The organism is Kitasatospora sp. NPDC059146 (genome assembly GCF_042786665.1).
GTDB lineage: Bacteria > Actinomycetota > Actinomycetes > Streptomycetales > Streptomycetaceae > Kitasatospora.
Genome location: NZ_JBHZCY010000029.1, coordinates 68,883 through 79,989, shown reverse-complemented (window position 1 = coordinate 79,989; position 11,107 = coordinate 68,883). Strand labels below are relative to the sequence as shown.

The window sequence follows — 11,107 nt, the reverse complement described above, 5'->3', positions numbered from 1 at the left end:
GTCACCCCGGGCGAAGGGGAAATAGGCTTGCCGCCATGACCGGTCGCGCTGGTGTGGACACGATCTTCACTCGACCCGCGGAGCCCGACACCCGGCGCCGGACCGCCCGCCGTACGCAGTCCGATCGCACCCTGTCCGATCGTGCCCCGTCCGGTCGCACCCCGTCCGTCCGCCCGCCGGGCACCACGGACCCCGGACCGACGGCCGGCGGCGTCCTGGACGAGCTGTCCGAGGTGCTCTTCGCCCCGCTGCCGCGCAGCGACCAGCGCGCCAAGGGCGCCCTCTACCTGCGCGGGCTGATCGCGGCGGAGGGCCGCAAGTCGATCCGGAACATCGCCGCCCAGGTCGGCGGCCCCGAACTCGCCCAGAGCCTGCACCACTTCATCGCCGCGTCCACCTGGGACTGGGAGCCGGTCAGCAGGGCGCTGCAGCGCCACGCCGACAACGAACTGCGCTTCACCGCCTGGGTGGTGCAGGCGCTGCCGGTCCCCCGGAAGGGCCGGCAGGCGATCGGCATGTGGGGCGTGGCCAGCGACGTCACGGTGCCGGTCAGGTGGCACCTGGTGCCGTTCGGCCAGGCGGCGGCCGGGTGCGTCGCGGCGGCCGCCCGGGTGTGCGACCCGAGCACGATCGGGCCCCGCCCGGTCGTCCTGGACCTCCCGGGGGCCGAGCTGGGGCCGGTCTTCGACCGTTACGCGCGGGCGGGCGCGCCGTTGCTGTCCGCCGTCCCCGCCACCCTGCCGGTGCTGGACCAGGGGGCGGGCCGCGGTGCGGGCCGGGGCGGCCGCTCGCTGCCCGCCGGCCGGGTGCTGCAACTGCACCGGATGCTCCGCCGGCCGGTGGAGTGGACGGACCCGGCGACGGGCGCCGTGCGCCGGAGCCTGGTCGGCGGCGTGCCGGTGGAGTGGGCCGGGCTGCCGCTGCTGCTGCTGGGGCAGTGGGACGCCGGGCAGGAGCAGCCGGTCGGCTGCTGGCTGACGAACCTGACGGCGACGCCGCTCGGGGTGCTGCTGCGGCTGGCGAAGCTCCCGCGGCGGGTCGAGCAGGACTTCGCCGGTTCCGCCTCGCACGTCGGGGCCCTGGACGACTACGAGGGGCGCGGTGCCGACGGCTGGCACCGCCACATGACCCTGGCGGCCGCCGCGCACGTGGCCCAGGTGGTGGCCGCGGCGCGGGCCCGGGTCCGTCCGTGGACCCACTGCATGGTGTCGATGGAGCGGATGGGCCGCTCGTTCTGAGCGTACGGAGCGGGAGCCACGGCGCACCGACCACGCAAATCGGACATCGCCCGTTTCAAACCTCGGAGTTCGTCCTGTGTCACCTCGGCGGGAGGTTCTGACACAGGCAACGTGACCGCATCGCCCGGTCCGTCCCCCCGGAGCCATCATCGGAAGCATGCGAATTCTGGTTGCCGGCGGTGGTGTCAGCGGTCTGGCCACGGCGGTTGCGCTGGGGGCGCGCGGCCATCACGTCCTCGTCCTGGAGCAGCGGCCGGTGCTCACCGGGGACGGGGCGGGCGTCCGGCTGGCGCCGCCCGCGTTCCGGCTGCTGGACCGGCTCGGCGTCGGCGACGCCGTCCGCGAACGGTCCCTGGTGATCGACGAGTTCCGGGTGATGGACGGCGCGACCGGGGAGCCGGTGAGCTCGATGGCCCTGCCCGCCCGGCACGGCGACGGCCGCCCGACGCACGCGACGGCCCACCGGCTGGACGTCTACGAGCCGCTGCTGGAGGCCTGCTGGGAGCTGGAGTCCGTCCAACTGCTCGCGGACAGCCGGGTGGTCGGCTACACCGAGCACGGCGAGTCGGTGGTCGCGACGCTCGCCGACGGACGCAGCGTCACCGGCGACGCCCTGATCCTCTCCGGCACGGCCCGCTCGGTCGTCCGCCGGGACCCTCGGTGGGCCGACCGCACCCCGCGGTCGCGGCTCGCGGTCTACCACACCGTTCTCCCGATGGAACTGGTCGCGGGCCGCTGGCAGGACGGCGCCGCCACCAGCTGGGTCGGCGCGCAGTGGCAGGTGGCGCACTTCCCGCTGCCCGACTCCCGTTACCTCAGCCTCTCCGCGACCCGCCACCGGTACGGCGGAGCGGACCTGGACGGCACCCGGGTCGACCTGGAGCAGGTGCTCGCGGCCTTCCCGGAGATCGGCTACGCCGCCCGCAACGTGCTGACCATGGGCCGGGACTGGCGCGCCTGGACCGTCCCGGACCGGGCCGCCGGGGCGGGCCGGGTCCGCGGCCGGGTCGCCCTGGTGGGCGAGCGCGCCGGAGCGTCCGGCCCGCTGGAGGACCCGGGCGGCCTGCGGCACGCGCTGGAGGACGCCGTCGACCTGGGCACGGGCTGGGACGCCTCGGCGGGCGACGCGCTCCGCTGGCTCGCCGACTTCGACGCCCGCCGCACCGCGCCGGCCCCGGAGGTCCCGACCGGCTGCGGCGGCGGGCTGCGCTGACCGTGCCGCCACCGGAACGGCGCCCCGGCCCCGGGTGAGCGTCAACTCACCGTGCCGGAGCGCTGGTTCCCCCCGCTCAGCGGTGCCAGGCCGGGTCGGTCACGATCGCCTTCAACCGGTCGGTGTCGAGCGCCGGATCGCCCGGGCGGTAGGTGTAGGAGTTCTCGCCGTTGCCCTCCGAGATCTGCACCCGGCTGCCGTCCGGGTAGTGCACGGCGGCCAGCCAGTGCAGCACCGGGTCGGTCGCGGTCTTCCCGTTGCCGAAGCGGTTGGTGACGACGACCGCCCCGTCCGGCCGCTTCTCCCGCACCTCCAGCGGGGTCGGCAGGTCGCCGCCCATTCCGGCGAACTCGTCGCGGCCGCGCTGGGACGGCGGGTCCGCGTTGACCACCAGTCGGCTGGTGCGGCCCTCGAAGGTGAGGATGAGCGCGCCGTGCTCCGGGTCCTGGCTCTGCACCTCGGCCCCGGCGGGCAGCAGCGGGACGAGCTTCGCGAGCAGGCCCGGGCCGGCGGGAGTGGTGGCGGTCGGTGCGGGCGTCAGGCCGGCGGCGGGCCCCGGGGTGCCGTCGGCCGGGCGGAGGGTGGCGAAGATCCGGTCCCAGGCCGGGGAGGTCACCAGGGCCGTCAGCTGGGCGGCGTCGAGCGGCGGGTTCGGCCGGTTCGCCGTGGCGGGCTGCCCGTTGTACTCGGTGAACTCGATCCGCCGGCCGTCCGGGGCCGCCCAGGTGACCCGCCATTCCCGGCCGTTCTCGGGGTGCAGGCTGCGCAGCTTGTCGATCACCAGGACCGAGCCGTCCGGCCGGACCGTCCGGTCGCAGGAGTCCTGCGGCATGTCGGTCGGGTCCATGCAGACCGCGCTCACCTCGGGCTTGAAGTCCGTCCGTTGGGCGCTGAACATGAGGATGCTCGCTCCCGCGCCGTCGTCGAACAGCAGGGTGGTGCCGGTCCGGTGCGGGTCGGCGATCCCGCGCGAGCGGTCGGTGAGGCCCGTCACCGTGCCCTTCGGCAGCAGCTCGGTGAACAGCGCGTTCAGCTCCTGGTCGGACAGCGTCGGCAGGGCGGGGCCCGGCGGGCCGACCGGGCCGACCGGGCCGGAGGTGCCGCCGCGGACGGCCGCGAAGCCGCCGGCCCCGGCCAGCACCAGCACCGCGAGGCCGCTCGCGAGGACGGCCCGGCGGTTGCGCCGCCGTCGGCGGCCGCGCTGCTCGGCCTGCGCGGCCAGGGCGTGGTGCACCGGCTCGGGGGCCAGCTCGGCGGCGCCGCGCAGGGCGCGGGCGAAGCCGTCGGTCAACGCGTCCGCGAATGCGTCGTCGTCACTGGGCATGGCGCAGCACCGCCTTCCGGGAGGGGCCGTCGGGGCCGGTCTTCGTGCGGGATCCGTCCGTCGCCGTCCTGCTTCCTGTCGCCGTCGATCCGCTCAGGACGGCGTCGAGGTCCTCGCCCAGCACGGCGCGCAGCCGCGCGAGGGCCCGCCGGGAGCGGGTGCGGACGGCGGCACTGCTCAGCCGCAGCACGGCGGCGGTCACCTCGACGCTGCGGTCCTCCCAGAAGCGCAGCACCAGCACCGCGCGGTCCGGGGCGGGGAGTTCGGCGAGGGCGCGCAGCAGGGTCAGCCGCAGCGCCGGGTCCGGGTCGTCGACGCCGACCTCGGGGAACTCGTCGGTGACGCGCTCGGAGGCGCTGCGCTTGCGCCGGTAGGAGAGGAAGGTGTTGACCAGGACGGTCTGGGCGTAGCCGCTGGGGTTGTCCAGCCGGGATATCCGCCGCCACTTGACGTAGATCCGGCCGAGGGCCTCCTGCACCAGGTCCTCGGCGAGGTGGGCGTCACCGCCGGTGAGCAGGAAGGCGGTGCGCAGCAGGTGCCGGGCGCGGGCGGCGACGAAGTCCGGGAACTCCGGCCAGGGTGGTTCGGGCGACGCTGCCGCACGCGATTCTTGATCCATACCTTGGTAACGCGGTGGGCCCGGCATCGTGTGACAGTCCGTTCGCCGGGGGTTCGTCAGGCCTTCGTCGGAGCGCCGTCGGAGCGCTGGCGGAGCGCCGTCAGGGCGCCGGGCTCGGCTGCCGGGCCCGGCGGGAGCCTACCCGGGGCAGGGCGGCGGTGCCGAGGGCGAGCCAGCCGGCGGCGAGCAGCCAGCCGCCGAGGACGTCCAGGGGCCAGTGCACGCCGAGGTAGATCCGGCTGAGGCCGACGGCCGCCGCGAACAGCAGGGCGCCCGCGACGGCGGCCCTGGTGGCGGCCGGGTGGGCGCGGGTCACGGCGAGGGCGAGCAGGCCGGCGCAGAGCGCGGCGGTGAAGGAGTGGCCGGACGGGAAGGAGGAGCCGGACGCGGCGGTGGCCCAGTCGGCGTGCGGTGGGCGGGGGCGGGCGCAGGCCGCCATGAGGCCGTAGCGCAGCAGTTGGCCGGCGAGCAGCCAGAGCAGCGGGGCGAGCAGCAGCAGGACGGCCCGGCGGGTGGGGCGCGGGGCGGGCAGGGCCCGGACGGTGACGGCGCCGGCGGCCAGGGCGAGCAGGTAGGGCACCGCGCCGGTGCCGAGCGAGGTGACCGCCGCGGCGGCCGTCCGGGCGGCGGACGGCCGGTGGGCGGTGCTCCAGTCGGCGGCGTCCCGCTCGAAGCCGTACGGTGTCCAGCCGTGCTCGGCCAGCAGGGCCGCCAGGGCCGCGAACAGCAGCAGCGCGGCCGCGGCCGCGGCCGCCCACCGGCGGGGCCGGGCGGTCGGCGGGTGGTCCATCGTGGCGGGCGCCCTTCCTCGGGAGACGGGGGTGCGGGCTCGCGCCCCGCGGTCGGGGCGGTCAGCCCGCCGCCATCGGACGGTACATGCCGATCGAGTCGTGGGTCGCGGTGTCCTTGAAGCCGAACCGCTCGTAGAGGAGGCGTGCGGGCCCGTCCGCGATCAGCGAGACGTAGGCGGTGGCGGGTGCCCGGCGGTCCAGTTCCTCGGTGAGGGCGGCCATGATGCGCTTGCCGAGGCCGCGGCCCTGGTGGGCCGGGTGGACGCAGATGTCGACGATCTGGAACGCGGTGCCGCCGTCGCCGATGATCCGGCCCATGCCGATCGGCTCGCCCTCGTGGTGCAGGACCACGCCGTACCAGGTGTTGGGCAGGCCGATCGCGACGTCCTCGGGGGCCCGGTCGGAGAGGCCCGCGTCGGTGCGCAGGCGGCGGAAGACCTCGACGGTGGGGACACCCGGGCGCAGCTCGTAAGGGTCATTTGTGCTTGTCATGCATTACATCGTACAGGTCGGGTGCGACGGGTCCCCCTCCCGGCGCGCGTGCCCGAACCCTCCGGTCCGCCGCCGCCCGTCCGCACGGCGATCATCCTTGACGGAGCGTCGGCGGGTGGCGGAAAGCCCGGATCCGGCACCTCGGGGAGCCGGATCCGGGCCCCGGAGACCCCGGGGGGGGAGGTGCCCGGAGGTGGTCGGAGGGCTCGCCGTACCATGTCCGACCTGTGGGTTTCGTCAGGGCGTGGAGGGGACGGGCGGGTGGCCAGGGTCGAGTGGGCCGGTGGGCTGGGACGGCTGGTGGGCGCGGCGGCCGAGCTGGGGGAGGCGGGCCGGCAGGCGGTGCTGCGCGGCGGGCGGTCCGCGGCGGGCGGGCGCTGGGCGCTGGCGGCTCTGGGCTCGGTGGCCCCGCCTCCGGTGCCGGCCACCGAGCCGTGGAAGCTCGCGCTGGGCACGCTGATCGGCCGTCACCCCCGGACGCCGGCCGTGGCGCACAAGCTGCTCGGGCTGCTCGACGGCTACGGCGCGGTGCACCTGGGGCCGGTGCGGGTCGGTTTCGACGGTGAGGAGGTCGAGTGGGACAAGGTCGTCGAGATCCGTACCCGCAACGCCTTCGAGGTGCTGACCACCAGTGCCCTGGAGCAGGACGTGGACCGGATCCGCGAGTTCCTCCCGCCGGTGCCCGGCCGCAAGTGGGCGGTCACCAAGGCGGGTGAGGCGCTGGCCACGGTCGTCCTCGCGGCGCTCGAACGCGGCTCGGTCGACCAGCGGCTGGACGAACTGACCGTTCCGGCCCAGATCGTCCACCGCGGCCTGCTCGGCCGGCCGCGCACCCTGGACGCGGGCTGCTTCGCCGCCGCCGCGCTGGTGATCGTCGGTCAGGCCGGGGAGAGCCTGATCGCGACCGCCCGGCAGCGGGGCATCCCGGTCCGGCCCGCCGAGGCCATGACCGAGGCGGACCGGGCGGAGCACGTCGCGGTGCTGCGCGAGCGCACCGACGCCGTCGCCCGGCTGCTGGGCCGGATCGAGCAGGGCGATCCGGAGCAGTCGGGGCGGCCGGAGCAGTTCGAGCGCCCCGAGCGGCCGGGGGAGCTGCCCGCGGTCTCCCTGGACAAGGCTCCCCCGGCTGCGGCTGCGGCCCGGGGCCTGTCCGATCCACAGCCCCGCCCGGCGGGATGATCCGACTCTTGGACGGTGTTGCGGCGACGGTGGGGGAGGAGCCCGAGGCGGCGGAAGCGACGGCGGTGACCGGGACGGTGTTCCGTGGCGAGGAGCTGCCCGCGAGCGAACGCTTCGACTGCTGGCGGGAGTTGCTGGAACGGACCCGGGCCTGCGAGGCGACCAGCGCCCACGCCGGCGACTTCCGGGCGGAGCTGCGGCGGGCCGAGCTGGGCGAGGTGGTCCTGCTCGGGACGTCGTTCCCGTCGGTGCGCTTCCGGCGGACGGAGCGCATGGTGCGCCGGGCCGACACGGGCGTCTACCACCTGTCGTTCCTCCAGCAGGGCACCATGGCGCTGACCCGCGGGGCCGGCCGGACGGAGACCCTCGGGCCGGGCTCCCTGCACCTGGTGGACAGCTCGCACCCGTACGACCTGCGGACCTTCGGCGGCCCGACCGACGGGGGCACCGTCCCCCGGCTCTCCGGGGTCGGCGTCGACTTCCCGGCCGAACTGCTGCCGCTGCCGCCGCACCGGCTGCGCGACCTGCTCGGCCGCGCCTTCTCCGCCCGGGAGGGCTCGCCGGCGCTGCTGTCGCAGTTCCTGGTCGGGCTGGACCGGCAGGCGACGGCGCTGCGGCCGGCCGAGGCGGCCCGGCTGGGGACGATCGTGGTCGACCTGGTCGCCGCCTGGGTCGCCGGGGAGCTGGAGGCCGAGGCCGCCGTCCCGGAGGAGACCCGGCACCGGGCTCTCGCCGAGGCGGTGCGCGCCTTCGTCCGGCGCAACCTCCAGGACCCCGACCTCACCCCCGCGACGATCGCCGCCGCCCACCACGTCTCCGTCAGCCACCTGCACCGGGTCTTCACCCGGGAGGCGCCGGACGGCGAGACCCTCGCCGCCTGGATCCGCGGCCAACGCCTGGACCGCGCCCGCCGCGACCTCGCCGACCCCGCCCAGCGCACCACCGCCGTCCAGGCCGTCGCGGCCCGCTGGGGCTTTCCCCGCGCGGACGATTTCAGCCGGGCCTTCCGGGCCGCGTACGGGCTCCCGCCCCGTGAGCACCGCTCCCGGGCGCTGGCCGAACGGGCGGCCGAGGGCGGGTGAGCCCGGCTGGGCCGGGTGCGGCCGCGCGCGGTGGGGTGCCGCCGGGTGGGCCGGGTGCGGTCGGACGGTCGGCGGGCCCGGTGGTGCTACTCGGAGCGAGCGGGCCGTCGGGGTGCCCGATGGTGGTGGCCGGAGGAACCCTGGCCGTCATGGTCGGTGGCCGTCCGGCCGCCGCCACCGGTGCTCCGACCGCCGCCGCCGGTGCCGCGGGCGCTGCCGGAACCGGAGGAAGGACGGCCGCGTCGGCCGTGACCCGCCGACGGGCCGCGGCGCGACCGCTCGACCACGGGGTCGGGCACGGTGACGGGCACGCCGCTGGGCACCCGGGCCCCGGTGATCCGGGCCAGGTCCTCGTCACCGGCGGTGACCCTGGTGGTGACGGGCGTGATCCCGGCGGTGCTCATCATCCGGACCGTCCCGCGGCGCTGCTTGGGCAGCACCAGCGTGACGACGGTGCCGGACTCCCCGGCCCGGGCCGTGCGCCCGCCCCGGTGCAGGTAGTCCTTGTGGTCGGTCGGCGGCTCCAGGTTGACGACGAGGTCGAGGCCGTCGATGTGGATGCCCCGGGCGGCGACGTTGGTCGCGATCAGCGCGGTCACCTGGCCGGTGCGGAACTGCTCCAGGGTGCGGGTGCGCTGCGCCTGGAGCTTGCCGCCGTGCAGGGCCGCGGCCCGCACCCCGGTCGCCAGCAGCTCCTCCACCAGCCGGTCCGCGCCGTGCTTGGTCTCGGTGAACATGATCACCCGGCCGTCGCGGGAGGCGATGTGGGCGATCGTGGCGCCCTTGTCGTAGTTCTGCACGTGCAGCACGTGGTGCTCCATCGTGCCGACCGCCCCCGCGGCCGGGTCGACCGAGTGGGTGACCGGGTCCGTCAGGAAGCGTCGCACCAGGCCGTCGACCCCGCGGTCCAGGGTCGCGGAGAACAGCATCGTCTGGCCGCCCCGGTCGATCTGGTCGAGGATCTCGGTGACCTGCGGCAGGAAGCCCATGTCGGCCATCTGGTCGGCCTCGTCGAGCACCGTGATGCCGACCTGGTCCAGTCGGCACTCGCCGCGCAGGACGAGGTCCTTGAGCCGGCCGGGGGTGGCCACCACGATCTCCGCCCCCCGGTTCAGCATCCAGGCCTGGCGGCTGAGCGAGGTCCCGCCGACCACGGTCGCCGTCCGCAGCCGCAGGGCGCGGGCGTACGGGGTGAGGGCCTCGGTGACCTGCTGGGCGAGCTCGCGGGTGGGGACCAGCACCAGGACCAGCGGACAGCCCGGCTCGGCCCGGCGCCCGGCGGTGCGGGCGAGCGCGGCGAGGCCGTACGCGAGGGTCTTGCCGGAGCCGGTACGGCCCCGGCCGAGGACGTCGCGGCCGGCCAGCGAGTTGGGCAGCGTCGCGCCCTGGATCGGGAACGGCGTGGTGACGCCCTGGCGGGTCAGCGTCGACAGCAGCGGCTGGGGCAGGTCCAGCTCGGTGAAGGACTCGACCGCCGGCAGCGCCGGGGTGGAGCTCTCCGGAAGTGCGAACTCGCCCTGTCCGGCGGGGCTTTGGGGGGTGTTCCGGCCGACGGGGCGGCGGCCCCGGAAGGGCCGGCCGGCGGAGCGGGAAGCGGTGGTGGGGCGGACGTCTGCGTCTCGGTAGGAGGAGCGACCGGAGCGGGTCATGCGGGAACCTTCCTCAGGGCGGCACGTCACGAGGAAGGCTCCGGTGGCGCGGGGCGCAGGGGAGACCGCAGGGAACGGGCCGGAAGTGTGACGGGCGGAGCGTGGACGGTCGGACCGTGCGGGGTACGTCACCGCAGTCGGCCCGCACCGCGGAGGGGCGGGCGCGCAGAACCTCGAACCGTGGGCGTTCGCGGCGGGGAACGCCGAGGGGCCCGCCCCGGGCATGTGCGCGGTGCGGGCCCCTCACCACCAGGCGAGTGCCGTGGCGGGTGAACTACAGCGGGCGAATGTTCTCGGCCTGCGGGCCCTTCTGGCCCTGCGTCACGTCGAACTCGACCTTCTGGCCCTCAAGCAGCTCACGGAAGCCATTGGCGTTGATGTTCGAGTAGTGGGCGAAGACGTCCGGGCCGCCACCCTCCTGCTCGATGAAGCCGAAGCCCTTCTCCGAGTTGAACCACTTCACAGTGCCATTAGCCATTAAAAGTCTCCTTCAAGGGACTGTCCGAGAGCACGCACGGTGCGTGCTTCGAGTCACCGCATGAAGTGCCCACCGGGGAAGAGCCGGGGAACGAAAAATGCGCCTGCAAGATCAGCAGGCGCACACAAAGTTCATGGGAACCACTACTGCAACTAAGTCGACTGTAGCAGGCTGCTGCCCCCGATGGCGGTACTTTTCGGGACGACGTCGAAATCGTGACGTCGAAATGGGCCCGAACCCGTGCTGTCGCGGCGCATACTGAATGACAAATGACGAATTTTTCAGCAGGTCGCCGCCCCCTGCCCACCAGCCCCTTCAAGCCCCGGACCGAGGCGCCGCGCAAGCACTTCGCCGTCGGGGACCGGGTCACCCACGACGGGTTCGGCCTCGGCCGGGTCATCGCCGTCGAGGGTGACGGAGACATCGCGGTGCTCGTCGACTTCGGATCGCGCCAGGAGCGCATCACCCAGCCGTACACCGCGATGTTCCGGCTCTGACCCCGGCACTCCGCCCCCGACGACGGTGCCGCCGGGCCCGCCCGGTCACCCGACGTCGCGGGCGGCGCTGCCGAGCGCCTCCAGGTTCCAGGTGATGATCCGACGGGGGTGCACCCGGACGATGTCCTTGCTGAACCGGTCGGGCGCCACCGGTGGCACGTCCACGGCCAGTACCTCCGCCCGGCCCCTGATCTCGATGCCGCGCCCCCAGCCGGCGGTGACCGGGTGGTCGGCCGGAGCCATGTCGTCCACCAGCACGGACACCTCGGGACGCGCCTGGGCGTTGCGGTACTTCCGGCTGCGGGCCATCCCGGGCCCGCCGATGTCGATGGTGCCGTCCTCGTTGAGCCGGAAGCCCACCGGGCGGACCTGCGGGCTGCCGTCCGGGCCGATGGTGGCCAGGCGGGCCAGCAGCTGGGTGGAGAGGTACGCGCGCTCCGTCGTGGTGAAGATCATGCGAATCACCGTAGGAGCTGGAGCGCCCTTGAGGTCAAGACCCCCGAAGGCCCGGGTCCGCCGGACCCCCGACCGCGGCCCGCTGCCGG

Annotated in this window: 12 protein-coding genes; 5 read left to right on the top strand and 7 right to left on the bottom strand. The window is 75.3% G+C overall.

Features of this window, described 5'->3' with window-relative positions; all coding sequences use genetic code 11:
- The first annotated feature begins 35 nt into the window (after window positions 1–35).
- Both ACFXPX_RS15735 and ACFXPX_RS15730 read left to right on the top strand, forming a co-directional pair.
- Window positions 36–1,238 (top strand): transposase, encoded by a 1,203-nt coding sequence (locus tag ACFXPX_RS15735; protein WP_380641614.1) that lies wholly within the window; start codon window positions 36–38, stop codon window positions 1,236–1,238.
- A 157-nt stretch (window positions 1,239–1,395) separates the two neighbouring features.
- On the top strand, window positions 1,396–2,451 hold the full coding sequence (locus ACFXPX_RS15730) for an FAD-dependent monooxygenase (RefSeq protein ID WP_380641612.1): 1,056 nt from the start codon (window positions 1,396–1,398) through the stop codon (window positions 2,449–2,451).
- Window positions 2,452–2,527: 76 nt separating this feature from the next.
- Here ACFXPX_RS15730 and ACFXPX_RS15725 read toward each other — a convergent pair whose 3' ends face one another.
- The 4 genes from ACFXPX_RS15725 to ACFXPX_RS15710 all read right to left on the bottom strand — a co-directional run bounded on the left by ACFXPX_RS15725 (window position 2,528) and on the right by ACFXPX_RS15710 (window position 5,677).
- Entirely contained in the window at window positions 2,528–3,775 is a 1,248-nt protein-coding gene (locus ACFXPX_RS15725; protein WP_380641610.1) for a hypothetical protein, read from the bottom strand.
- The gene (locus ACFXPX_RS15720) at window positions 3,765–4,394 is read right to left on the bottom strand and encodes a SigE family RNA polymerase sigma factor (RefSeq protein WP_380522974.1); all 630 of its coding nucleotides are present in this window, start codon (window positions 4,392–4,394) and stop codon (window positions 3,765–3,767) included. The genes ACFXPX_RS15725 and ACFXPX_RS15720 overlap by 11 nt, the downstream gene beginning before the upstream one ends.
- 100 nt (window positions 4,395–4,494) lie before the next feature.
- Entirely contained in the window at window positions 4,495–5,184 is a 690-nt protein-coding gene (locus tag ACFXPX_RS15715; protein ID WP_380641608.1) for a phosphatase PAP2 family protein, read from the bottom strand.
- A 61-nt stretch (window positions 5,185–5,245) separates the two neighbouring features.
- Window positions 5,246–5,677 carry a GNAT family N-acetyltransferase gene (locus ACFXPX_RS15710; protein WP_380400336.1) on the bottom strand — a complete coding sequence of 144 codons (432 nt, stop codon included), beginning with the start codon at window positions 5,675–5,677 and terminating at the stop codon, window positions 5,246–5,248.
- A 261-nt stretch (window positions 5,678–5,938) separates the two neighbouring features.
- On the opposite strand from ACFXPX_RS15710, the gene ACFXPX_RS15705 reads away from it, so the two are divergent.
- Window positions 5,939–6,856, top strand: coding sequence for a hypothetical protein (locus tag ACFXPX_RS15705; RefSeq protein ID WP_380591472.1), 918 nt, complete (start codon window positions 5,939–5,941; stop codon window positions 6,854–6,856).
- Window positions 6,857–6,864: 8 nt separating this feature from the next.
- Complete coding sequence (locus ACFXPX_RS15700) at window positions 6,865–7,938, top strand: helix-turn-helix domain-containing protein (protein ID WP_380522977.1); 1,074 nt, start codon at window positions 6,865–6,867, stop codon at window positions 7,936–7,938.
- Between the two features lie 86 nt (window positions 7,939–8,024).
- Here the strand turns inward: ACFXPX_RS15700 and ACFXPX_RS15695 are convergent, their stop codons facing one another.
- Complete coding sequence (locus ACFXPX_RS15695; RefSeq protein ID WP_380522978.1) at window positions 8,025–9,587, bottom strand: DEAD/DEAH box helicase; 1,563 nt, start codon at window positions 9,585–9,587, stop codon at window positions 8,025–8,027.
- 274 nt (window positions 9,588–9,861) lie between these two features.
- Window positions 9,862–10,065, bottom strand: coding sequence for a cold-shock protein (locus ACFXPX_RS15690; RefSeq protein WP_045694210.1), 204 nt, complete (start codon window positions 10,063–10,065; stop codon window positions 9,862–9,864).
- Window positions 10,066–10,334: 269 nt separating this feature from the next.
- Here ACFXPX_RS15690 and ACFXPX_RS15685 point away from each other — a divergent pair, with 269 nt between their 5' ends.
- On the top strand, window positions 10,335–10,562 hold the full coding sequence (locus ACFXPX_RS15685) for a hypothetical protein (protein ID WP_380400328.1): 228 nt from the start codon (window positions 10,335–10,337) through the stop codon (window positions 10,560–10,562).
- A gap of 45 nt (window positions 10,563–10,607) precedes the next feature.
- Here the strand turns inward: ACFXPX_RS15685 and ACFXPX_RS15680 are convergent, their stop codons facing one another.
- Entirely contained in the window at window positions 10,608–11,018 is a 411-nt protein-coding gene (locus ACFXPX_RS15680; RefSeq protein ID WP_380641606.1) for a PPOX class F420-dependent oxidoreductase, read from the bottom strand.
- Window positions 11,019–11,107 lie beyond the last annotated feature (89 nt).